Origin of the sequence: Marinobacter sp. SBS5, from assembly GCF_048285575.1 — a bacterium.
In the GTDB taxonomy this organism is placed as follows: Bacteria; Pseudomonadota; Gammaproteobacteria; order Pseudomonadales; family Oleiphilaceae; genus Marinobacter.
Genome location: NZ_JBLWAZ010000004.1, coordinates 368,491 through 391,066 on the forward strand (window position 1 = coordinate 368,491; position 22,576 = coordinate 391,066).

The 22,576-nt window shown below is 55.0% G+C and carries 21 protein-coding genes; 10 read left to right on the forward strand and 11 right to left on the reverse strand.

Going from position 1 to position 22,576, the window contains the following annotated elements:
- Positions 1 to 89 precede the first annotated feature (89 nt).
- Positions 90 to 713 carry a YbhB/YbcL family Raf kinase inhibitor-like protein gene (locus tag ACNQ6O_RS13255; protein ID WP_418053701.1) on the reverse strand — a complete coding sequence of 208 codons (624 nt, stop codon included), beginning with the start codon at positions 711 to 713 and terminating at the stop codon, positions 90 to 92.
- A 320-nt stretch (positions 714 to 1,033) separates the two neighbouring features.
- Between ACNQ6O_RS13255 and ACNQ6O_RS13260 the strand changes: the two genes are divergently transcribed.
- From ACNQ6O_RS13260 to ACNQ6O_RS13275, 4 genes are all read left to right on the forward strand, one after another.
- Positions 1,034 to 2,344 (forward strand): NAD(P)/FAD-dependent oxidoreductase, encoded by a 1,311-nt coding sequence (locus ACNQ6O_RS13260; RefSeq protein ID WP_418053702.1) that lies wholly within the window; start codon positions 1,034 to 1,036, stop codon positions 2,342 to 2,344.
- Between the two features lie 106 nt (positions 2,345 to 2,450).
- Positions 2,451 to 4,163, forward strand: coding sequence for a potassium/proton antiporter (locus ACNQ6O_RS13265; RefSeq protein ID WP_418053703.1), 1,713 nt, complete (start codon positions 2,451 to 2,453; stop codon positions 4,161 to 4,163).
- A 123-nt stretch (positions 4,164 to 4,286) separates the two neighbouring features.
- Positions 4,287 to 4,835: a L,D-transpeptidase family protein gene (locus ACNQ6O_RS13270; RefSeq protein WP_418053704.1), complete on the forward strand. Its 549-nt coding sequence runs from the start codon at positions 4,287 to 4,289 to the stop codon at positions 4,833 to 4,835.
- A 214-nt stretch (positions 4,836 to 5,049) separates the two neighbouring features.
- Positions 5,050 to 5,331 (forward strand): Lpp/OprI family alanine-zipper lipoprotein, encoded by a 282-nt coding sequence (locus ACNQ6O_RS13275; protein WP_418053705.1) that lies wholly within the window; start codon positions 5,050 to 5,052, stop codon positions 5,329 to 5,331.
- A gap of 49 nt (positions 5,332 to 5,380) precedes the next feature.
- On the opposite strand, the gene ACNQ6O_RS13280 is transcribed toward ACNQ6O_RS13275, so the two are convergent.
- From ACNQ6O_RS13280 to ACNQ6O_RS13295, 4 genes are all read right to left on the reverse strand, one after another.
- Positions 5,381 to 6,439: a L,D-transpeptidase family protein gene (locus tag ACNQ6O_RS13280; RefSeq protein ID WP_418053706.1), complete on the reverse strand. Its 1,059-nt coding sequence runs from the start codon at positions 6,437 to 6,439 to the stop codon at positions 5,381 to 5,383.
- Positions 6,440 to 6,629: 190 nt separating this feature from the next.
- Entirely contained in the window at positions 6,630 to 8,021 is a 1,392-nt protein-coding gene (locus tag ACNQ6O_RS13285) for an MDR family MFS transporter (RefSeq protein WP_418053707.1), read from the reverse strand.
- Positions 8,022 to 8,024: 3 nt separating this feature from the next.
- On the reverse strand, positions 8,025 to 8,450 hold the full coding sequence (locus ACNQ6O_RS13290) for a MarR family transcriptional regulator (protein ID WP_418053708.1): 426 nt from the start codon (positions 8,448 to 8,450) through the stop codon (positions 8,025 to 8,027).
- A gap of 146 nt (positions 8,451 to 8,596) precedes the next feature.
- On the reverse strand, positions 8,597 to 9,880 hold the full coding sequence (locus ACNQ6O_RS13295; protein WP_418053709.1) for an MFS transporter: 1,284 nt from the start codon (positions 9,878 to 9,880) through the stop codon (positions 8,597 to 8,599).
- Positions 9,881 to 10,121: 241 nt separating this feature from the next.
- On the opposite strand from ACNQ6O_RS13295, the gene ACNQ6O_RS13300 reads away from it, so the two are divergent.
- From ACNQ6O_RS13300 to ACNQ6O_RS13315, 4 genes are all read left to right on the forward strand, one after another.
- Entirely contained in the window at positions 10,122 to 11,021 is a 900-nt protein-coding gene (locus ACNQ6O_RS13300) for a helix-turn-helix transcriptional regulator (RefSeq protein WP_418053710.1), read from the forward strand.
- Between the two features lie 12 nt (positions 11,022 to 11,033).
- Positions 11,034 to 12,785 carry an ExeM/NucH family extracellular endonuclease gene (locus tag ACNQ6O_RS13305; RefSeq protein WP_418053711.1) on the forward strand — a complete coding sequence of 584 codons (1,752 nt, stop codon included), beginning with the start codon at positions 11,034 to 11,036 and terminating at the stop codon, positions 12,783 to 12,785.
- Between the two features lie 114 nt (positions 12,786 to 12,899).
- Positions 12,900 to 13,787 carry an alpha/beta fold hydrolase gene (locus ACNQ6O_RS13310; RefSeq protein WP_418053712.1) on the forward strand — a complete coding sequence of 296 codons (888 nt, stop codon included), beginning with the start codon at positions 12,900 to 12,902 and terminating at the stop codon, positions 13,785 to 13,787.
- A 173-nt stretch (positions 13,788 to 13,960) separates the two neighbouring features.
- A complete protein-coding gene (locus ACNQ6O_RS13315) occupies positions 13,961 to 14,968 on the forward strand; it encodes an AraC family transcriptional regulator (protein ID WP_418053713.1) in 1,008 nt (335 codons plus the stop codon).
- 11 nt (positions 14,969 to 14,979) lie between these two features.
- Here ACNQ6O_RS13315 and queE read toward each other — a convergent pair whose 3' ends face one another.
- On the reverse strand, positions 14,980 to 15,639 hold the full coding sequence (queE, locus tag ACNQ6O_RS13320; protein ID WP_418053714.1) for a 7-carboxy-7-deazaguanine synthase: 660 nt from the start codon (positions 15,637 to 15,639) through the stop codon (positions 14,980 to 14,982).
- Positions 15,639 to 16,304, reverse strand: coding sequence for a 7-cyano-7-deazaguanine synthase QueC (gene queC / locus ACNQ6O_RS13325; RefSeq protein WP_418053715.1), 666 nt, complete (start codon positions 16,302 to 16,304; stop codon positions 15,639 to 15,641). The genes queE and queC overlap by 1 nt, the downstream gene beginning before the upstream one ends.
- Before the next feature lie 118 nt (positions 16,305 to 16,422).
- On the opposite strand from queC, the gene ACNQ6O_RS13330 reads away from it, so the two are divergent.
- On the forward strand, positions 16,423 to 16,965 hold the full coding sequence (locus tag ACNQ6O_RS13330) for a hypothetical protein (RefSeq protein ID WP_418053716.1): 543 nt from the start codon (positions 16,423 to 16,425) through the stop codon (positions 16,963 to 16,965).
- On the opposite strand, the gene ACNQ6O_RS13335 is transcribed toward ACNQ6O_RS13330, so the two are convergent.
- On the reverse strand, positions 16,934 to 17,185 hold the full coding sequence (locus ACNQ6O_RS13335; RefSeq protein ID WP_418053717.1) for a hypothetical protein: 252 nt from the start codon (positions 17,183 to 17,185) through the stop codon (positions 16,934 to 16,936). The genes ACNQ6O_RS13330 and ACNQ6O_RS13335 overlap by 32 nt on opposite strands.
- Before the next feature lie 542 nt (positions 17,186 to 17,727).
- On the opposite strand from ACNQ6O_RS13335, the gene ACNQ6O_RS13340 reads away from it, so the two are divergent.
- Positions 17,728 to 18,000 (forward strand): hypothetical protein, encoded by a 273-nt coding sequence (locus tag ACNQ6O_RS13340; RefSeq protein WP_418053718.1) that lies wholly within the window; start codon positions 17,728 to 17,730, stop codon positions 17,998 to 18,000.
- Between the two features lie 28 nt (positions 18,001 to 18,028).
- Here the strand turns inward: ACNQ6O_RS13340 and ACNQ6O_RS13345 are convergent, their stop codons facing one another.
- The 3 genes from ACNQ6O_RS13345 to ACNQ6O_RS13355 are packed head-to-tail and all read right to left on the reverse strand — an operon-like array spanning position 18,029 to position 22,552.
- Entirely contained in the window at positions 18,029 to 18,442 is a 414-nt protein-coding gene (locus ACNQ6O_RS13345; RefSeq protein ID WP_418053719.1) for a response regulator, read from the reverse strand.
- A gap of 31 nt (positions 18,443 to 18,473) precedes the next feature.
- Complete coding sequence (locus tag ACNQ6O_RS13350) at positions 18,474 to 19,028, reverse strand: hypothetical protein (protein ID WP_418053720.1); 555 nt, start codon at positions 19,026 to 19,028, stop codon at positions 18,474 to 18,476.
- Positions 19,025 to 22,552: a response regulator gene (locus ACNQ6O_RS13355; protein WP_418053721.1), complete on the reverse strand. Its 3,528-nt coding sequence runs from the start codon at positions 22,550 to 22,552 to the stop codon at positions 19,025 to 19,027. The genes ACNQ6O_RS13350 and ACNQ6O_RS13355 overlap by 4 nt, the downstream gene beginning before the upstream one ends.
- Positions 22,553 to 22,576: the final 24 nt, after the last annotated feature.

The window sequence follows — 22,576 nt, forward strand, 5'->3', positions numbered from 1 at the left end:
CCGGGCAGTGTTTACCAATACCAGACACGCCCGGGGGCGAATTGTTACGCCCCTCTGCCCAACAATCCGTCAGGCAGAGGGTAAAAGGCTTAACGCAACGCAGGGTTCAGCGTGTAGGTGCCGGTTACCCGGGCACTGGCCAACACGTGGCCGGCCATCGCTTCACGTACCGCATTACCGTCAAATTCGCCGTCCAATTTCAGGCTTTCGACATCCAGCGCATGCACTTCAAAGTGGTAGTGGTGGATAATTTCATCGTTCCAGGGCGGGCATGGGCCATCGTATCCGGCATAGGTGCCGGCCATGTCCGGGTTGCCTGCCAGAAACTGGGTGTAGTTGTTGATCCCGCGCACACCCACCGGCCCCGGCCCGAACGGCTTACCTTTCGGGCTGACGCCATCGCTGTCTTCGCCTTCTGGAATCAGGCGGGTCGTCGCCGGCACATCCACCAGCAGCCAATGGAAAAAGTCCACCCGGGGCAAGTCCGCGGATATGGTTTTTCCTTCCTGGTTCACGTCATCAGCAACGCTCGGTACGTCCGGGTCGAACATCATCACCACGAAACTCTTGGTGCCTTCCGGTGCACCTTCCCAACTCATTTCAGGGTTGCGGTTAGGCCCAAAACTCATGTGATGATCGGGATTGAACACGCCAAACGCGAACTTCTCCGGTACGGGATGCCCTTCGGTAACACCACCAACCTCTAATTTCACGGTCTTGTCTCCTGTTGATCGTTCCTTTCATCGTCTCAGACTAGCTTATACCCAAGCTGTGCCGGTGCACAGTCGTGCGCTGTCCACCAAGTATACCCACTCAGGTTAACAAAAGTTTCAAGCCCAGCAAGACAACCACAACCCACTGATAAATATATACTTTAGACTTAATACGAACAGGCAGCCAATTGCCTTGCGCAAACTTTGCCGCTAGTATTGATGCCCTCACACACCCCGCCCAGCTGGGACCAGAGGCGATAGCCAAGCGTTTTTTACCCGCTCAAGAGTGTTTGGCTTTCACTTCTTTAAGGTTCACTGTTATGGAAAGTCTGCACCACATTGTCGTTGTTGGCGGCGGTGCCGGAGGCTTGGAGCTAGTCACCAGCCTGGGCAACAAACTCGGCAAAAAGAAAAGAGCCCGCATTTCCCTGGTCGACGACGGCCTGACACACGTTTGGAAACCTCTGCTGCACGAAGTAGCCTCTGGCTCGCTGGATGCCAGCACCAACGAAGTCAATTACCGAGCTCACGCTCGCAAACACCATTACGAGTTCCAGCTCGGCCGCATGAACGGTCTCGACCGCAGCAATAAGGAAATCGTTATTGCTGCTTTTCACGACGGCGAAGGCAACGAAGTCGTTCCCGAACGGCGCCTCAAGTACGACACGCTGGTTATCGCTGTCGGCAGCACCGCCAATGATTTCGGTACGCCCGGCGCTCAAGAGCATTGTTTGTTTCTGGACAGCCTCCATCAGGCTCAACGTTTCCACAATTTGTTGCTGAACGCGTTCCTCCGTAAAAACCACGAAGCGCTGCTGGGGAATCCACACGCCCTGAACATCAGTATTATCGGTGCAGGTGCCACCGGCGTAGAGCTGGCAGCAGAACTTCGCTTGGCCTCTCGTGAACTTCCGGTTTACGGCATGAACCATCTTAAATCCTCGGATGTGTCTGTTAGCGTGATAGAAGCCGCTGACCGGATTTTGCCTGCCTTGCCCAGCCGCCTGTCAGCAGCCGCGACTCAGGAACTCGAGCGTCAGGAAGTAAAGGTTCTGACCGGCCAACCGGTTAGCGAAGTACGAAACGACAGCCTGGTGATGAAAGATGGCTCCGAAATCCGTTCGGACATGACGATTTGGGCCGCCGGCATCAAAGCTCCAGCCTTTCTTAGTGAGTTGGAGGGGCTGGAAACCAACCGGGGCAACCAGCTGGTGGTCGAGCAAACGCTAAAAACCACCAACGATGACAACATCTACGCCTTTGGCGACTGTGCTGCCTGCCCACAGCCCAACTCGGAACGACCGGTACCCCCACGGGCTCAGGCTGCGCACCAGCAAGCCGATGCCCTGTTCAAAACCTTGTGCAACCGCCTCGAAGGCAAAGACCCAATGCCTTTTGTCTACAAAGATCACGGCTCGCTGATCAACTTCAGCCACTACACCACCGTAGGCAACCTGATGGGCAACCTGTCCGGTCGCAGCATGTATATCGAGGGCAAGGTGGCACGGCTGTTCTACGTCTCGCTGTACCGGATGCATCAAGTCGCTTTGCACGGTTTTGTGCGCACCGGGGTGATCTGGCTGATGGACAAAATCAGCCGCGCGATGCACCCACGACTTAAGCTCCACTAAGCAACATGGGGACGCTACCAATGCGGTAGGTCCCCCTGCATAATGTCAGTTCAAGCAACACTTTGTTTGGGCCAAAGCTCGAGCATACCTTCTGATCTGGAGTCTCATGGATCCCACGTTCACGCTCATCGGCGCCCTGATGCTGGTTTTCAGCATCGTTCTCAGCCCTCTCTCCAGCCGGGTGGGTATGCCAGTGCTGCTGGTGTTTCTGGGCGTGGGCATGCTGATGGGAGAGGACGGTCCCGGCGGCATTGAATTCGATGATGTCGAGCTTGCGGTCATCATCGCCAGTTTGGCCTTGGCCGTCATCCTGCTGGATGGCGGGATGCGTACCCGGGCCGAGACCTTTCGGGTCGGCCTGAAACCGGCATTGCTACTCGCCACGGTGGGTGTGGCCATGACGGCCGTGGGCGCGGCCATCGTTGCCTGGTGGGTCTTCGACCTTCACTGGCTAATGGCATTACTGATCGGTGCCATCATCTCATCCACCGACGCAGCCGCCGTATTTTCGTTGCTCCAGGGCCGAGGCCTGCATCTGAACGAACGGGTGAGCGCAACCCTGGAAATCGAGTCCGGCAGCAACGACCCGATGGCCATTTTCCTGACACTGATGCTGGTCACCCTCATCAGCGAACATCAAGACGGTGCCATTGCTTCCGGGCTTCTGATGCTGCTTCAGCAATTTGGCATTGGTGCTCCCGCCGGCTTGCTGGGAGGCTATCTGATTGTTGCTTTGGTTAATCGGATTCATCTGACCCCCGCGCTCTATCCACTACTGGTAGCCGCCGCTGGTCTCGCTGTGTTCGCGGCCACCAATGCCGTCGGCGGCAGTGGGTTCTTGGCGATCTACCTCAGCGGTGTGGTCATCGGTAACCGGCAGGTGAAGATGATGCCGCTGATCCTCCAGGTCCATGACGGATTGGCTTGGCTGGCGCAGCTTTGTCTGTTCCTGATTCTCGGCCTGCTGGTCACGCCCTCGGAATTGGTGCCGCTGCTGGGAAGTGGCTTGATTCTGGCTTTCGCTCTGATTTTTGTCATTCGGCCGGTTACCGTAATGGCCACCCTTTGGCCATTTGGTTTCAACCGAAGAGAAATTGGATTTATCAGTTGGGTCGGTTTGCGCGGAGCGGTACCTATCGTACTGGCACTGTTTCCGGTATTGGCGGATTTACCAGATGCCAAACTGGTGTTCCACGCGGCCTTCTTTATTGTGCTGGTCTCACTGCTTGTTCAGGGCACCACCATGGCACCTCTGGCCAGAAAACTGAAACTCGAAGTACCGGCAAGTGAAGCGCCTTTCCGGCGATTTCCTCTGGATGTGCCCGCCACCGGCGATCATGAATTGATGCTGTTTCCGCTGCGAGGGAAAAGTTGGAACAAGCCTAAGAAGATCAGCCTCCTGCGCCTTCCGGAGCACACCGCCGTTGCGGGCATTTTCAGAGATCGGGAGTGCCTGCAGCCTCACCCGGATCTGGAGGTCAGCACCGGTGACGTACTCGCCTTGTTTGCCACACCGGTCGGCGTGACAGAGCTCAGCAAGGTCTTGAGCACCCGGGAAGCACCGAAACACTTGGCAGAACGAACCTTCTTCGGGGACTTCGTGCTTAACGGAGACGCCTTGCTCGGCGACGTCGAACAAGTGTATGGCATTGAACTCAAGGAAATGCCATCAGAGCTTACGCTGGCCAAGTGCTTTGATCTTCGCACTAAAGGGCACCCTGTGGTCGGCGATATCGTGACCATCGGTCCCGTATCCTTGGTCGCCCGAGCGATCGAAGCCGATCGTGTCACCAAAGTCGGCCTGAAGATGGAATCCTGACGGAAAACGGTGCAGGGGTACTTAAAGCCAACAAATGTAACAAAACCCCTTATCACCACCGCTCTACGCTATGTTATAAACACCATGTACAAAATTTAACGTTCCCAGCGACAGTGCGGCTTTATGATTTTTCGACGAATTCTGACAGCTCTGCTCCTCTTTCTACCAAGCTTGGTAACAGCAACCGAACTGCTGGCCCGGGCAGATGAGCGGATGATCATGCCCGAGCCACTAGCCAGCCATTCGTTCGATATTACCGAGGTGCTGGTCAAGAAGAGTGAGCGGCGCCTTTACCTGCTCAACGGCAAAGAAAAAGTCAAAAGTTACCGAATCTCTCTGGGCGACAACCCGGTTGGTCACAAGCTCTATGAGGGCGATGAACGAACCCCCGAAGGCAGCTACCTCCTTGACTGGCGCAACTCTAACAGCGATTTCTACAAATCTATTCACATCTCTTATCCCAGTCCGGAAGATAGAGAAGCGGCTGAAGCTTGGGGCTTAAAGCCCGGCGGCAGCATCATGATTCACGGGCTGCCCAATGACGCAGGCGATCTTGCTTTTGCCTTTACCGGTCTGGACTGGACCAACGGCTGCATTGCAGTCACCAACGAAGAGATTGATGAAATATGGGAACTGGTTGATGACGGCACACCGATCCGGATTCTGCCTTAGACACTCCTTCTAGCCACTATTGCTTGCTGAACAACGCATTACGTTGTTGTCATGAGCTATGGAAATTCCCCTATAGTCAGTTAACATTTTCCAGCAGAGTGTTTTACACTGGTTAATGACTCCGGTAGTCATTGCCTAATGGCATGACTGACAGGAAGTCGTCCGACTGGCTTCCGGGTCATAGGAAATAAAACGACCAATAAGGGGATTTATAATGCGTAAACTGACGATCGCTGGGTTTGCACTGGCCACTGCTCTGACTGCAGGTTGTGCCACAACTGATCAAGCTGCTATCGACGAAGCCAATGCAACTGCAAGCTCCGCCGAGCAAACTGCTAACAACGCTCTGAACACTGCGAACAGCGCTTCTAAGTCTGCTCGCACTGCTCAGCAGACTGCTGAAGAAGCTCTGGCTGCTGCCCGCGCTGCTCAGAAGTCCGCTAACGAAGCGAACGAGCGCGCCAAGCGCATGCTGGAGCGTGCCAGCCAGAAGTAAGGCTGACGCTTAGCATGAAAAAGGCCGGTATAACCGGCCTTTTTTTATGTCAGAAATACAGGGTTTGCCCGGATTCCGATTTCGCTTTGGGCTTGGATTTATCCGAGCTTTCATCCGCCGCGACTTGCGTCAGCTTTTCACCGATCATTCTGGGTATGCCATCAGCCTGATCAACGGCAACCTCAATAGCCATTCGTTTGACCTGAACTTCCGGATGCTGTTTCTGGAATGCCTCTACTTTGGCCATGGTCTGACGCCATAGCTTTTCCCGATCTTCTGGCGTGTAATCTTCACGAGGGCGATGTACTTCCAGCCAGATTTCACCACCAGATAGCCCGACCTTCACCGGCTCGCGAATAACCTGAACGGGTGTCCCCTTTGAAACCTGATAGGCGAAACGGGAAATATCTTCGTTGTACATGCGGAAACAGCCGTGGCTAACCGCCATACCAACACCAAACTTCTTGTTGGTGCCGTGAATCAAGTAGCCTTTCTCACTCAGCATCAAGGCGTGGGTACCCAGAGGGTTGTCCGGCCCAGGGGGAATCATGCGCGGCAGATAATCGCCTGACGCTTCATACTCAGCCCTAATACTTGCCGGCGGGTACCAAGCTGGAGATTCCAGAGGCATGGTGACCTTTGCATTAGTCAGTGGAGAAGGGTTGTCCTCGGTGCCGACACCGACCGGGTACACCTGCACTCCGTCCTTCGTGAAGTAATAGAGACGGTATTCCGCCAAATTGATCACTATGCCTTCACGAGCCGAATCCGGCAGAACGTACATTCTCGGCAAAGTAATCTGAGTGCCTTCGCCCGGCAACCATGGATCGATGCCAGGGTTCGCCTTCACCAGCTCCAGATACCCCAACGCCTGCTCGTTGCCGATACCCGCAAATGTATCTTCGTAGGCCGTGGTGAACACCTGAAGATCACCTGCCAGGTCACCATTCAAGGAAAAGGTGGGCACTCGGGGTGAGCGATCAGGCTTTGCATCGCTCGCGCCTTTGTCGGAGCCGGCGGGTGATGCAGGGCCAGTGTCAGCCGCATACAGCGTTGGCGCCAACAGCGCCAAGCTCAGCACCAAAGCTAGAAAGTATTTAAACTGCATAACACTCCACGTCTATTAAAGGCCGGTTCGTAAGACTGACCGGCACTCGGCTTCAGAGTTCATTTTGAATCGCCAGGCCGCTTGCTCATGTACCAAGAGCAACCCATTATATCTGCATAGCCAGCAGCCAACACTACGAGGCCGAGGACAACCGAGGGTATCTTGCACTTTCGTAACGCTTCAACGCGTATTAAACGCGCATTTTCCAAATCGGAATGGCAGCCAAAGAAACAAAAATGGCAACCAACCACCAAGCGGACTCGAACGCCTGCAGTGTGGGTATACCGTTCTGATGCTCACCAAATTCAATGGTCAGAGCCACTACATTCACACCCAAAGCTCCACCAAGCTGCCGAGCAAAGTTGATACTGCTGGAACCCGCACCCATTAGTTCCGGAGGTAGCGGATTTAAGGCACCCATGGAGAGGGCCGGCAGCATGAAGCCGATACCGACACGGCCAAGAACCGCCCAAATCGCCAGCCAACCAAAACCTGCATACTGCCCCGTTAAGGCAAACAGAATCGCCGAAAGCGCAAACATCCCAATGCCAAACAGCACCAGACTGCGCGCACTCTGCTTATCGGCCAACCGGCCAGAGAGCGGAAAAATAAGCCCGAGTACAACACCGGCCGGTAGCATCAGCAAGCCCGCTTCGGTAGCCGAAAACCCCAGCGTGGTCTGCACAAAAAGAGGAATCAGATAGGTTGACCCAAAGAGAGCCAGCCCCAATGCCATAGCGCCGATGGTGGCATTAAGGAAAACCGGTTGTCGTAACAGAGCAAGATTCACCAACGGGTGCTTGATCGTCCGCTCTCGTCTAAGGAACGTTGTGAGCAACAGCAATACAACAACGGCCTGGAGAACCAGCCGCATTTCATGCCCGTCGATCGCCTGCAACCGAGTCAGGGTATCCAGTGTCAAGCCAACCATCGCGCCCAGCATCACCAGTCCCGGCCAATCAAAGGCGTAGCGTGCAGGTCGGGATACCGGAACAGGCAGAAATCGCCATGCCATCAAAACGCCAACTACGGTAACCGGAGCAGGGGCGTACATGACGTAACGCCAATTGAACTGATCAACAAGAAAACCGCCGAGCACCGGCCCCAAAGCGGGTGCCAGAATCACGCCCATGCCATACACACCCATTGCCTGGCCGCGCCGATCGGCAGGGAAGATCCTGAACACGAGGTACATACCCATCGGCTGCATTAAGCCAGCCATGGCTCCCTGACCCACCCGCGCGGAGATCAACTGGGCCGGCGTTTCGGCAAAACCACCAGCAACGGAGATCACGGCAAACAGCGCCATGGCGGTCGCAAGGGTTTTACGTACACCGAAGCGGTCAAGTAACCAAGCTGAAGCCAGCATGGTGGTGGTCATTGCGGCAATGAATCCGGTCGCTAGCCAGTGAACCGTTCCCTGGCGCAGGCCAAACTCCAGCATGATGTCGTGGAGTGCAACGTTGACAACGGTTGCACTGAGCACGGTCGCCATCGTGCCAAGCACAACGGTAGCAACAGCCAACCACCGCCAGCGCTCACCGTAACGGGATTCAAGTCCCGCGACAGTATTATCAGCCAAGGCTTATTTCTGCTTTTCAGCGTTTTCCATAATTTTATGGAAAACCGCGAGTGCGCTCTCGATTTCCTTATCGGAAATCCCATCGAGCATTTCTTCACGGAGCTCTGTTGCGCGCCCGGTCAGCTCATCCATGAAGTTCACACCCTCTTCCGTCAGATGCAGCCTACGGGCACGACGGTCCTTCGGGCAGGCCCGACGTTCGATTAACCCCTGCTGCTCCAGGCTGTCCAGCAGCCGGACCAGAGTCGGGTTCTCGATGGCCATCAAACTGGCCAATTCCCGCTGAGTCAGGCCTTCACCGCCTTGTTGCAGATACACCATAGTGCTCCAGCGAGCCTGGGTAACCCCAAGATCTTTCAAGCGTTCATCCAACATTTTGCGCCAGCGGCGAGTCACTCGGGCAACCGCAAACGGAAACTGATCTCTCACGATATTCACTCCTATTAAGGCTTGGCGCTTAGACCCCAACAAAGGGCAAGACACTAACAGTATTAAAATTTTACCAATAGTAAGCTACTAGTTGAAATGAGGAAAGATTGAAATGCGGAATAAAGCTCAAAAAAACGCCAAAACCCTCAATGGGCTTGGCGCATCTCTGCCTGCATTTCTTCGACTTCCGGTGACTCGTGAAATTCTTCGTTTCGCGGATCAAGCTCGGAAAGCACAGAGGACGCTTCCGGCATGGCAGGCACAAAGTGCTCCTGCTCATCCACCGGAACATCGTCGGTCTGGCTAATCCGATAGCTCGTGATGATGGCCAGCAAAATCAGGAAACCAGCGTTGCCAAAAAACAGTCCCGAAGGCCCGAACAAACTGATCAGCTTAGCCATGGTGATCGGGCCTATCACGCTTCCGATACCGTAGCTGAGTAGCAGTGTCGCGCTGGCAGCGACAATGCGATTGCTGTCCATACGGTCGTTAGTAATAGCAACGGCGATGGGGTACAAGGTGGCGGACAAACCGGTAAACAATCCGACCAGCACGGTCAGCAACAACAGTCTCTCTGCCCCAAAAACAGCTACGCCGATGGCAGCGGATGAAGCTATCAGCGAGACCCAGAACATGACGCGCCGACGATCAAAGCGGTCGCATACACGCCCCAATGGCCAAGCCAGCAGCATGGCAGCAACAATCGCAGTGGCCATAAATGTCGAGGTCTTCCCGACATCCAACCCCACCAACGTGGCGTACACCGGCCCCAAAGCGTAAAACCCACCGATCAGCACGCCACTCACCAAGGCACCGGCAACACCCGAAAACGACTCACGCGCCAACTTGAACACAGACATTCGACTGGTGTGCTCAATGACCGGAGCTTCCATTCGGGTAAGCGACAACGGAATTACCGCCAAAGTCAGCAGAATGGCGGCCAACGAAAACGGCAGGAAATCCGAAGGGTTACCCACATTGACCACAAGCTGGCCACCCGCTGCCGATAGGTAAAACACGATCTGATAAACCGCGAACATTGAGCCGCGGTTGGCATTGGTTGCTCGACTGGAAAACCAGCTTTCGATGACCACCAACACGCCGGCGACACTGAAGCCCGACAACACTCGCAGCACTGCCCAGAATAGGGTAGACACGGCCATCGGGTACAACAGGGCGGCGACGGCGGCCATCGCAGCAAAGACTGCGAAGGCGCGAATATGACCAACACGTCCGATAATGTGGTGAACGTAGAGGGTGCCGACCACAAAACCGATGGAATAACACACCAGTACCCAGCCGATGACATCTGGCGAAACCTCTTCGATACTCAGGCGAATACCCAGAAGCGTCATTAAAAACGCATTACCACTGACCAGAAACACAATGCTCAGAAGCAATGCAGACAGGGAAGCTACCATTCGGGTCATGACTGACTCCGCATTATCGATAAGGTGGGCATGCTCAAGAGAAGGATAGCAGTATTATCCTTGGGCGACTGACCGGCATTTAATCAGGCTATGGGACGGCCGAAACTAGGGAGATGCCGAGACTTGTATTACACTGGGCCCGATTTGACATTGTTTTACATTAATGGGCCGTAACAGACCCCTAAACCCCTAACGGGTAAGATAAGTAAGAAGCTATTTACTGGATTGTGAGCGCTTGGTTATGAAGAAAACGGATTGGCCCATTCGTTGGGATCTCTTGCTTCGCTATCGACTCATCGAAACCATTGCATTATGGGAAGGACGCCTGACGACCAACCATATCTGCCACAGTTTCGGCATTGGTCGTCAGCAGGCCTCCAAGGATATCAACACTTACCTGAGAGAGGTGGCACCGGGCAATCTGGTGTACGACCGACATCTCAAAGGTTATGTGCCATCCAGCAGCTTCAAACCCGTGGTCACCCACGGTGAAGCCTCTGAATACCAAGACCTGCTCGCCCAGCAGCAAAACCTCAATGACTCTCTAGCCGAGCTTGAACTGGGAATGCCAGGTAACACGGTGATTACCGGACCAGGCCGGTATGTTGCGCCGGAAACCATGCGCGCTGTGGTCTCCGCCACCCGTTACAAACGCCTGCTAAAAGCGAGCTACGTCTCTCTGAGCCGCCCCGAGGCCGCCGAAAGCGTACTCGAGCCCCACTCATTGGTGTGCGCGGGAAACAACTGGCATGTTCGTGCCTGGTGCGGTTCCAATCGCGAGTTCCGGGACTTCGCGCTCAGTCGCTTCCAGGACACTCCTGAAGCACTGCGCCAGAAATCTCGCTATACCGCCCAGCAAGATCAAGACTGGCAGCGCCGAGTGACACTCGATATCGCGCCAGACCAACGCTTGACCGCCGCTCAGCAACAAATCGTAGCGCGAGACTACGGCATGAAAAACGGCAGCCTTCAGGTAGAAACCCGAGCCGCGCTTGCCCCCTACGTACTGTCTCAGCTTGGCATTACCTTCGACCGTAACCACCCCGACCCTCTGGTGCAGCAGCTCGAACTGATCAACCCTGACCAGCTAGGCTTTGGAAGCAAACGTGAACAGGCACTTAAAGCGGTGGCCGGTCTCTAACAGACGGGCTTCGTGATCAAACCTTTCCTCACTTTCCTCATCGCCGTCGCCGGGCTGCTTTTTTCGACAGCACGCCCGGCAGCGCCCGCGCCACAAAATTGCGGTACGCCTGCCACGGCCATTCACCAGATTCAGGGCTCAGGCTCACATTCACCATTGGCCGGCCAAACCGTCTCGATCGAAGGCATTGTCACCTACGCTTCGGGCCACAAAGACGGTTTTAACGGTTTCTACATTCAACAAGCGGATGCAGAAGCGGATAACGACGCTGCTACCTCGGAAGCCCTGTTCGTTTATACCCGCCACAAGGCCAACCCCGGTCAGCGGTTGCGACTGACCGGACGGGTCAAAGAGTTCCACGACCTCACAGAACTGGTCAAGGTCAGCCAACTGACCGTATGCGGCCGGGAACCGCTGCCCGAGCCGATAAAACTTTCATTGCCTTGGCCGCAATCTCCCGAAAGCCTCGAGAACATGCGGGTATCGTTCGACGCTCCGCTTACGGTGATTGAACATCACAATCTGGCCGTGTTCGGCGAGCTCACACTGGCAAGAGAAGATCAGATCATTCCAACGGAGCACCTAAAACCCGGCGCTCACGCCGCTCGGCAGGCGCGGAGCAATCTCGAAAACCGGGTGCTGCTGGATGACGGTAAAAGTGCCCGCAACCCTCGCCCGATACCCTGGCTGCAACTGGGCGACGATCACACGGTGCGTGCTGGCGATACAGTGACCGGCGTAAGCGGGGTGTTGGACTACCGGTTCGGCCAGTGGCGGGTTCAACCCGAACAACCGCCCAAGTTTTCTCGGCCCCAACCCAGGCCAGAGCCTCTGCCCAAGTCTTCCGACGATGTCATCCGGGTTATGGCGCTGAACCTTCAGAACTACTTCAACGGTGATGGCGGCCGTGGCGGTTATCCGACACCCCGAGGTGCCAAGAATGCGAAAGCTCACCAGCATCAAACCCGTCGCCTCGTGACCGCGATCAAGTTGGCCGACCCTGACATAGTGGCGGTAACCGAACTTGAGAACGATGGCTATGATCCGCGCAGTTCATTGGCCCAACTTACAAGAGCGCTTGGAAGCTCGTGGCGTTTTATAAAGACCCCGAACCAAGACGGCTCCGATGCCATTCGCACTGCCTTGCTGTTTCGCAACGATCGTGTGAAACCCGAAGGCAAAGCCCTGCGCCTCAATGAAGGTATCTACACAGATCGTGGCCGTCCCCCGCTGGCACAGACATTTGGCCCCGTGACCGGCGGTAAGTCCTTGCGGGTGGTGGTGCCCCATTTGAAGTCCAAATCCTGCCGCAACGCACACGAGGCCAACTCCGATCAACAAGATGGTCAAGGCTGTTTCAGCGCCTACCGCACTCGAGAAGCTCAGGCGATCACTCGCTGGCTTTCAAATTTATCCACACCGAAAAATCTGGCCGGCACCCTCATCACCGGGGACCTCAACAGCTATGCACGGGAAACGCCGGTAGACACCTTTCGCAAAGCGGGCTTCACCAGCCTGGTGCACCGTACTCATCCCTGCACGCCCGGCGACTGCCGATATCACAGCTACCGTTATCGGGGCGAGAAAGGTTCGTTGGACTACGCGCTCGCCACTCGAACCCTCATTCCCCACGCAGCATCTACCAGCATTTGGAACATCAACGCCGATGAGCCCCGGGCCCTGAACTACCAAAGCGCCCCGGACCGCAGCGGGCCCTGGCGTGCTTCTGACCACAACCCGGTGATCACCGATCTTCAGCTCTAATACTCTGCGCCCAAGGTGGCCTTGCTGCCCGCACAATCAGGCATCACTGCAATAGTCCCACCGGATCCTCCCGCTACACTGAAGCTCAATACACCATGATGAGGCTAGTCTTCGATGAAAATTCCAACCCCTAACGTTTGGCCATTAGCACGTGCCGGACAACGCTGGTTGTTACGCACTAAGCGGCGAGAAACCTCGGTAGATGGACACCGCCTGGTTTATCTGGAACGTGGCAAGCCCGGGCCTGACAACCCTACGCTGGTGCTGCTACATGGTTTTGCCTCAATGAAGGAAAACTGGGCCTTCTGGATGCAGAAGTTACCTTCGGACTGGCATTTGCTGGTGCCCGATTTACCGGGGCTCGGCGAAAGCCAATACCGCCCCGATGCTGACTACGGTTACGTGAAGCAAGCAGAGCGGCTTAATCATTGGTTGGCTGAGCACGCCAGCAATAACCTGCACATCGCGGGAAGTTCCATGGGCGGTGCGATTGCCGCCGTGCTGGCCCATGAGCTGAAAATACCTCCCCGCACGGTTACGCTGCTTAACAGCGCCGGTATCCCGGAATCCCCCGATATTGCGAACAACCCGCCGGTTCGCCCGACTATTGACTCCGTGCTCATTCCGAAAGACTGGGCAGGCGTTTATCGTATGTTCAACAGCGTCGGTACCGGCAAACCCAGCCTTCCCGGTGTTGCCATGACCGGCCTGTTAGGCCCCGATCTGATGAAGCGACGGCAATCACTGCAACATATTTTTCACGACATGGTTACCGATCCGATAGCGCCCACCCGTTATCTTGGAAACCAGACTCCTCCGCTACAAATTCAGTGGGGCGATAAAGATACGATTACCCCAACTCGCTGTGTTGACTGGTTCAAGACAGCGACTCCGACGGCCGAAGTGCATGTGTTTCGAGGAGTCGGGCATCTACCCATGCTCGAGAGCCCGGGTCGCTCTGCCGCCGTGCTGGCCGGCTTCGTAGAACGTCACACAAACTAGGACGATTACATCCGGCATTGCCCTGAATTGGCCTCTTCAGCTAATTGACCCGTCATCCAAGTCATGTGACTGGACCAACGAAGGGGCCATAATCTAAACCTCTCACATAACAATAACTGTTAATATCGAGGAAATTCATGGGCGCCTCAGTTTCTAGGACACAGGATCTGGGCATGCCGGCCATCTACCTACACACACTGGCCGAGCTGCTCCACACTATTGGAGTGGATGAAAAGGACTTGATTCTGCGCGTAGGGCTGGACCCAACGCGACTGAAATCCACCGACCTCAGAGTCAGCGAGTCCCAGGCTGCGGAATTTGTGACCAGAGCCATCGTCGAAAGCGGCGAGCCGGGATTGGGTATATTGTTGGCACGAAAGCTCAAGCTGCCGTTGCATGGGGCACTGGGTACGGCGGTCATGAGCAGTCGCACGCTTGAAGAAGCCCTTGAGCTGATGACACGATATCTGACGCTTCGGGTACCCCACCTCAAAGTTCAAAAGCACTTGTCCGGCTCAAGCGTCTGGTATGCGGTGAACTGCGAAACACAGCTCGGCTCCATTCTCAGCTTTATTCTGGATGCCGTTCTGTTCGGCTTCGTCTCAATGGGCGCGCAGCTCCTTGGCACCGCTGTGCCAGGCCTGCGAATCATGAGGCGCGGGCCGGAACCAAGTCACTTCCATCGTTTCCGACGCATGATTGGCGTACCCGTTGAATTCGGCGCTACCGAGGACGCTCTGGTCGTTCCGACCAGCCATCTCAACCAACCGACCCGTTTCAGCAATCAACAACTGGCTGAACGTTCACGAGAGCAGTGCGAGCAAGCACTACAGGAATTAGAAGAGGTCGCGGGGGTTGCCTGCAAAGTGCGCAGGGTTATTGAGTCCAGCCACCCGTTTCCGCCCAAACTTGCGCGTGCGGCCAGCACGCTGTTCGTGTCAGAGCGAACACTGAAACGTCGCCTGCAAGAGGAAGGGGCGAGCTTTCAGAGTCTTGTCGATGAGGTGCGCCTGGAACGCGCTCAGGACTTGCTAGAGAATACCGCCATGAACCTGACACAGATTGCAGATGCTCTGGGCTATGCCGATGCGGCGAATTTTACTCGCGCCTTCAAACGCTGGACCGGCATCAGCCCCAGTCAGCACAGAATCGAGAACTCGAATCTGGCGAAGCAGGCCTGACCCGGCACCCATCAGTCTATGCCAATGATCTTGTGCATCTGCAAGGTCAAACGCCATTGGGGATGGGCCAGGCAATAATTCGTCGCTTTACGGGTATTGCTCTGTTTGACCGGATCGACAGCCTGTTCGGGTGTTGAGGGCGAAGCCATCGGCGACAAGAAGTAATGATCCGCTCGAATCTTCCCGATAAACCGCTCCGGCATGGCCAAGGGCTGCGGATACACCAGCTTCAGCTCATCGCACTCGGTAATGACCACCTCCGCATCGGCCTTGGGGCTGACACACAACCAGTCAATCCCCTCAGGCGCAGGCAAGGTGCCATTGGTTTCGACACCCACCTCAAAACCTGCGTCATGGAAGGCGGCGATCAACGGGGCGTCCAATTGCAATAACGGCTCGCCGCCGGTGCAAACCACATAAGGCTTACCCAACTCCTCTGGCCAGAGTGCACGAATATGGGCCGCCAGCGCTTCTGCGCTTTCGAAGGCGCCACCATTCTGGCCGTCGGTACCGACAAAATCGGTATCGCAAAAATTGCACACCGCATTGGCTCGGTCGCGCTCTCGGCCATTCCATAAATTGCATTTGCTGAACCTGCAAAACACCGCTGCTCGGCCCGCCTGAGCACCTTCACCTTGTAACGTGTAGAACGCTTCTTTAACCCGGTACATCAGACGCCACTCTCATAAGCCAGAGGATCTTCAATGCCGTGGACTGCAAAAGCCTCCAATCGCTCAACGCAGGAGCCACACTGGCCACAAGCCTTCTCGCGTCCGTTGTAACAGGTCCAGGTTTGACCGTAGTCGATCCCCAGCTTTAAGCCTTCCGCCAGAATTTCACCCTTATCCAGGGTCATGAACGGTGCTTTCACAGCAACCGGCTCGTAGTTGGCAACCCGGCACACCGCATCCATTTTCTCGACAAACTCCGGGCGGCAATCGGGGTAGATTGCGTGATCGCCACCATGGGCGCCGTACCAAACGGCTTGCGCATTCACCGTAACCGCATAACCGGTAGCCAGCGACAACAGAATCATATTGCGATTGGGGACAACCGTCGCTTTCATGCTGGCTTCTTCGTAATGGCCTTCCGGTATTTCAACATCTGAAGTCAATGCAGACCCAGACATCACCTCGCTCATAGCCCGAATGTCGATCACCTTATGGGGAATGCCCTCGGCTTCACACACAGCCCGTGCAGCGTCCAGCTCACGCACATGGCGCTGGCCATAATTGAAGGATAGGGCATGCACATGGTGCCCTTGAGCGCGGGCAAGATGAAGCAGAGTAAAGGAGTCCATGCCTCCGGAATAAATAACAACAACTGTGTCAGTCATGGAGCGGTCACCGGGATAAATGAGGAATTGTCATCGAGGTTATACATAGCGCAGGTACATTGTAACAGCGCCGGGACCTCATGGGTTCGCACGGGAGAAAGATCAGGAGTAAACTCGGATGAAAACCGACAACAATCAGCGCCTATTCATGACCGTTAACGCGAGACCGGCATTCATCGATTTCGAAGCATCCAGTCTGGACTTGATCGCAAGCTATCCGATCGAGGTGGGCGTGTGCTTAGCGGATGGCGTTCAACACAGCTGGTTGATTGACCCTCACAAGACTTGGCATGACTGGTCATCCGGCGCTGAGGCTATTCACGGAATTACCCGACAGGAGCTTGAGGGCAACGGTCTTCATGTCTCTCAAGTCGCTGCGAAGCTTAATGAGATACTGCCAGAACAAGTGTTCTGCGACGCGTGGACCTTCGACAGTTTTTGGCTCCACCGCCTATTTCGTGCAGCGGGCGTTACGCCCGCCTTTCAGCTGGAATCCGTTTCCATGCTGCTCAATCCGGAACAGGTGCGCCAGTGGGCAGGCACTCGCAAGAAAGTGATCGAAGAGCTAGGCGTACCGATACACCGGGCCGCCAACGATGCCCTCATCCTGCACCACACCTGGCAACGAATTATTTGCCGAAGTGAAGCCGAAGCGCGATAACTTCCAAGCCTTTGCGCGCTGTGTGCAAAGTCCAGTAAGTCGCTAGAGCCATCAGCCCTGCGCCAACCACGGTAAAAGACAGGTTCTCACCAACGGATTGTCCCTGTGCCATAACTAAATAAACAGCAACGGCAACAACCAGTGCAATTTCCACGATAAAGTCAGACACAAATTTCTTAACGGCAGGTGCGGGGTCTTCGGGCATTTTCTTAGGTTTCAACCTCTTCGTTCGTAACAGATAGACGATGTTTCAGTGTGCAAATTATCGCCAATTCCAAAACTTAAAGCTGTACGAACTAGTGGCTACGAACTAACCGAGATGGCATTTTCAACGCAAAAAAAAGCGCAGTCATAAAGACTGCGCCTGAAAGGAGAGATCCAATCGACACCTGGGCAGGTGTCGCGGATTACACAACGTAAAAACACGTGACGCTGCGTATTATGGGGCTGCGACCGAAAACTGTCTGTACGCGTTTGCCGAATCGACGAGGCTATTGCAAACCCTGTAATTGGCTATACACTGATAGCCGAACCGAATTCAAAGAGCTGATATGACCATCATGCATTTCCAACACATTGTTTCCACAATCGCAGGTTGCCCGGTAGGGCAGGCCCAGCGTGCCATGGTGAAAGACATCTAACGGCTTTCGGTCAAGTCCCGGGAGCCATTGCAGCGACCGGGGCAGCTTCTCTGCCAAACCCCGGTTGCTTCAGGCTCCGGGGTTTTCTGTTGTTGCAGCAGCAAAAGGCAAGGAGAAGACAATGAAAAGACAACCAGTGAAGCGGGCCGCTAACCAGCCAATCAGCAACCGCAATGCCCCGGTCAGACGACCAGAGAAGCTGCCGCTACTCGATGCCATTTGCAAGAAGCTGAATCAGCGCGTCAATCTCGACGATGAGCAGCGGGTGTTGGGTCTATACGAGCGAGGCTGGATTTTTAACGGCGTGTTGAGCAACCTCGACGGCGCCGAGGCTCGTTACGTCAGAGCATTGGCAACCCGGTACAACTCATGGATTGCCCGCCAAGTCGCGTAATCCATAGCTGTGCGAGCGACTGGACCGGTCAATGGTGCCGGTTCAGTCCTTCAATAACCGCCATATCGCCTCCATGCACCATGGCGAAGTTGTTGACCACATCGTGGATTTTCTCCTGCGAATAAGGCTTTACAACATAACCGTTGGCACCTGCGCTGATGGCCCGCTGAATACTTTCAATCGAATCGTCTGCCGTCACCAGGACAATATGCTGCTCTTTGCGCTGCGCTTTAAACGCCGTCATCAACTCATGGCCATTGCCATCCGGCAAACCCAGATCCAGCAACACGATATGAAATTCGCTGGCATCGAACGCGGCACGCGCTGATGCCGCATCCTCACACTCCTCGACCTCTGTGGCACCCGCCTTGTGCAACATCCCAACCAGACGCTCTCGCATCAGCGGCTCGTCCTCAACGACCAACACTCTAAGATCACTCATTAAACAACACCTCGTTCATTATTCTGCTCACTCAAAACGCGTCATGGTCCTTTCGGCGCGGCAAGTCCAAGGGCGGTCGATCCTCCCGCCCACGCTGCGTGGTGCTGTCCTGATAAGGCTGCACCAAGTCCCGTTCTACCTGCCTGTCGCCACTCGTGCGCGTTAGAATGTTGGCAATGCTCACTGCAGTGGTGTAGAGCGAGATAGCAATAATCAGCAGAACCGGCTGCACGAAGGCAACAAAACGCGGTATTTCTGCATCACTCGTCATACTCAACAGCAATATGATTGCCGGCCCCAGCACCAGAAACAGGGTCAAAGCTATAAAGAACACTATACGCTCTTTATAGCGCCCCAGGTCCTGATTGGTTACAAGCCCCAAAACAAACTTCCCCATCGCCAGCCCAGCAAGAATAGCGGCGGCGATGCTGAGGTCTGGCTGCATTAGCGTGGAATAGAGGTTGCCGTCCCAAAGCCGCTGCATGGCAATGATCAAAAATGGAAAGAGTACAAACAGGATGTCAGCATAGGTGCCGTACATCATGCTCAGTGAATGCTGTTCCTGGCGGTGGCGATTTTCGGTCATACATCGGGTCCTGTGTCGTCTCCAAGCTCCTGACCAGTCTCGGTCAGGGCCCGGTTGATCATGTCGTTGAGCTTATCCAGTCCGGCGTGAATACGCTGCCAATCCGGGGCGTCACTCCTGATATGCTGCTCCATAACCGCAGCTTGCTCCGTCAGCAACGGGTAGCCCATCGCACCGGCTGTGCCTTTTATTTGATGGTTTTCGAGCTGCAAACTGGTCAAATCTCTATTGGCCAAAGCCTCATTCATTCGCTTTTGTCGCTCGGCCAGCCCGGCCAGAAATCGCGACGATAAACGACCGATATCTTCGTCACCGGCATCGTTAGAACCTCTGCGCAAGTATCGATCCAGCAATGCCTGCAGGTGGGTGTGATCAATCGGTTTGCGCAGAACGCCATCGCAACCGGCTGCCAACAAAGCATCTGTCTCCGATTGGTCGCCTCCGGTGAAGGCAATGATCGGGCGCCTGAACCCGGTCTGACGCAACAGCCGAGTGGCCTCCACACCATCCATCCCGGGTAAAAACCGGTCCATCAGCACAAGATGCACCGTATCTGACAGAGCGGTGCGCACTGCCTCGTCACCCGTGGCCACCAGGACCGGATCGGCCCCGATACGCTTGAGCATTCGTTCAACCAAACGTCGATTATCGTCATGGTCTTCCACCACCAGTACCCGCCCCGTGAACTGCACAGGAACCGGCTCAGCATTCCGACCCAAGTATTCAACCAAGGTTTGGTAAAACTGCTGCTTATCAATGGGCTTGGCCAAATAACCGTTACACCCTGCCTTTCGATATTCAGCGATGTCTTCCGTCATCACATTGGCTGTAAGGGCGATGATGGGCGTGTTCACACCTGCCTCACGCAGGGCGACTGTGGCGTCGCGCCCGTTCATGACCGGCATTTGAATATCCATCAGTATCAAATCAAACGATTCTTTTGTCGCTCGCTCAAGCGCCTCGGCGCCATTGGATACGTGCACCAGTTCAGCCCCTGTCCGATTCACCAACAACGATACCAGTCGTTGGTTCAACTCATTATCTTCGGCACACAAGATGCGACCGCTCAGCTTAGGCGCCGCCACCAAAGGTATGGCCCGGCGCCGCTCGATAAACTCTGAGGCGTCCCGCAAAAAATGGGCCCCATCCAGCGGCCCGGTGCTGATCGTTGCCTCAAATTCACTGCCTTCGCCATACGTACTGGCTACCCGAATACTGCCACCCAACAACTCCGCCAAACGGCGGGAGATACTTAAACCTAACCCACTACCACCATATTGCCGCGATATCGCACTACTGCCCTGAGCAAACGGGTCGAACAACCGATCGATTTGCTCGGGCTTCATGCCGATACCGGTATCAACCACTCGGGCATGAAGAATTTCCCGCTCGCGATCACAGCGCACAATCAGGGAGATTGAGCCTGTTTCTGTGAATTTAAGGGAATTCCCACACAAGTTGATGATTATTTGTCGAAAGCGGGTAGGGTCCGTTTTAATTTTTTCAGGCAGCGGGTAGTCACAAATGACGCTGAAGTCGAGCCCTTTCTCATTGGCTTTCGGCTCGAAAAATGCCTGTATCTCGTCCAACATCTCCGGCAGGTTAACCGGCACTCTATCGACATCAAGCTTGTTGGCGTCAATTTTAGAGTGGTCCAATATGTCGTTCACCAACTCAAGCAAATGCCGGCCACTGCGCACCACCGTTTCAGCGCTGCTGCGTTTTTCGCTTTCACTCAGGTCGGTATCAAGCAGAGTCTCGCCGTAACCAATAATGGCCGCCAAAGGTGTCCGGATCTCGTGACTCATGTTCGCTAAAAACTGGCTTTTCGCCTGAGCCGAACTCCGGGCCAGCTCTTTTTCCAACCGCTCTTGCTCTCTCTCGCGCTCAATCTGAAGGCGCTGATGGCTTTCAGTGGCATCAATACAGGTACCTTCCAAATGCAGCGGCATACCCTCAGCATCGTAGACGGTATGCAACGAAATCGTAGCCCATCGCTCCGCACCGCCGCGGGTCAGGTATTTCGCTTCCACCCCTTTCACCGTGCCAGTTCTTTCCAGCTGATCGACAACCAACCGCCTCAACTGATCATCCGCGATACAGGTTTCCAGTACATCGGGGTTGGCCTGTAGCAAGTCGTGCCGGCTTCTGAAGCCTAACAAATCGGCCATCGCGGGGTTCGCGGTCACAAAGCGCCGCTCCGGAGACATCTGAAACACGCCTTCAATCACGTTATCGAACAAGGATTGATACCGCTGAAGGTTAGCCAAGGCTCGCCTGTTCCAGGCCAGTGCTTCACCCTGCACCTGCTTGATACGGTCAGCCAACGCAAACGAAAACAGAATGACCTGGGCCGTAAGGCCAAACTGAGGCGCGTACGTTGTAAAAGTATTGAGCGGAAGGTAACCAATCACCATCAGCCCATACACCCCAAAACCGATTAAGGCGGCCGCCCATGCAAAAAAGTATGCTCGCGCCGCCGGGTTGTAATAACGCCAGGACAGGTAACTCACGACAATCAGAATGCTGCTCACCAGAATGGACGCCACTACAATCCATTCCATGGTCACCGAATAAGGCATAAACAACGCCAAGACAAACGTTGCCACCACAGCATGCAGGCACACCACCAGAACTTTATCGAGGTCTGGCGATCGGTGGCGGGTTTCCAATAGCGAACGGGCCATCAACAGCCCGAAAAACAGCGTAAAAATAATGTGGAAGTGGAGATATTCCTTGTTCAGCAGTGCCGGCCGCTCATCGAACAACTGAATCCCGTGGACTTGCTCCGCTGCAGTAAATACCACCGCCGACACTAAATAGAGCAAGTAGTAGATATTGCTTCGTTCGCGAACCGAGACAGCAACAAACAGGTTGTATGCAAGAATGGCGAGAATGGCGCCGAGCAAGATTCCACGGACCGCTTCATCAAACGACACCTTGGCTATGTAACGATCACGAGGCCAGAGGGTAATGGGCAGTCTAAAGGTGTTGATATTGGTGACCCGTAAAAAAACGGTCGTTGAGGCATCCGGAGCGAAGGTAAGCTGAAAGGTCGGGTTAGGCACCGCTAAATCCCGATCGTTCCAATTATCGTAATAACCGGCGCGGCGCTGCTCCACCAGACGACCATCACGGACAACATACAATCGGACTTCGTCCACCAACGGCAAAGCCAGCTCGAGCATCCAATCCGCAGGGCCTTGCAGATCGCGCGCGCTTACCTCCAGCCGTGTCCAATAGGCCGAATCCGTGTACCCAAAATTGAGAACGCCTTCATGGTGACGATTGAATTTACCAAGGGGCAGGTTGAGTACTTCCTCAAAGGTCAGGCTCTGATCAGGGTCCTCCAGGTATGCCAAGCAACCGTTCAGATCGCGGATACCTTCGCTGCCATCCCCCAACGACAACACGCCATCACGACAGCCCGGCTGTGCGAGGGTCAGAGAAGGTAAGGCAAAAGCGGCCAAAAACAGACCTATCAGGAACACCCGGACCCAAGTATCGCTTAACCGTTGCTGCAAAATGTGATCTCCGAGCGGGCAGCT

Bases quoted from the DNA above. Each gene is read 5' to 3' on its own strand.
- ACNQ6O_RS13260 (WP_418053702.1), top strand. From the start codon at position 1,034: ATGGAAAGTCTGCACCACATTGTCGTTGTTGGCGGCGGTGCCGGAGGC.
- ACNQ6O_RS13265 (WP_418053703.1), top strand. From the start codon at position 2,451: ATGGATCCCACGTTCACGCTCATCGGCGCCCTGATGCTGGTTTTCAGC.
- ACNQ6O_RS13270 (WP_418053704.1), top strand. From the start codon at position 4,287: ATGATTTTTCGACGAATTCTGACAGCTCTGCTCCTCTTTCTACCAAGC.
- ACNQ6O_RS13275 (WP_418053705.1), top strand. From the start codon at position 5,050: ATGCGTAAACTGACGATCGCTGGGTTTGCACTGGCCACTGCTCTGACT.
- ACNQ6O_RS13280 (WP_418053706.1), bottom strand. From the start codon at position 6,439: ATGCAGTTTAAATACTTTCTAGCTTTGGTGCTGAGCTTGGCGCTGTTG.
- ACNQ6O_RS13295 (WP_418053709.1), bottom strand. From the start codon at position 9,880: ATGACCCGAATGGTAGCTTCCCTGTCTGCATTGCTTCTGAGCATTGTG.
- ACNQ6O_RS13300 (WP_418053710.1), top strand. From the start codon at position 10,122: ATGAAGAAAACGGATTGGCCCATTCGTTGGGATCTCTTGCTTCGCTAT.
- ACNQ6O_RS13310 (WP_418053712.1), top strand. From the start codon at position 12,900: ATGAAAATTCCAACCCCTAACGTTTGGCCATTAGCACGTGCCGGACAA.
- ACNQ6O_RS13315 (WP_418053713.1), top strand. From the start codon at position 13,961: ATGCCGGCCATCTACCTACACACACTGGCCGAGCTGCTCCACACTATT.
- queE (WP_418053714.1), bottom strand. From the start codon at position 15,639: ATGTACCGGGTTAAAGAAGCGTTCTACACGTTACAAGGTGAAGGTGCT.
- queC (WP_418053715.1), bottom strand. From the start codon at position 16,304: ATGACTGACACAGTTGTTGTTATTTATTCCGGAGGCATGGACTCCTTT.
- ACNQ6O_RS13330 (WP_418053716.1), top strand. From the start codon at position 16,423: ATGAAAACCGACAACAATCAGCGCCTATTCATGACCGTTAACGCGAGA.
- ACNQ6O_RS13340 (WP_418053718.1), top strand. From the start codon at position 17,728: ATGAAAAGACAACCAGTGAAGCGGGCCGCTAACCAGCCAATCAGCAAC.
- ACNQ6O_RS13345 (WP_418053719.1), bottom strand. From the start codon at position 18,442: ATGAGTGATCTTAGAGTGTTGGTCGTTGAGGACGAGCCGCTGATGCGA.
- ACNQ6O_RS13350 (WP_418053720.1), bottom strand. From the start codon at position 19,028: ATGACCGAAAATCGCCACCGCCAGGAACAGCATTCACTGAGCATGATG.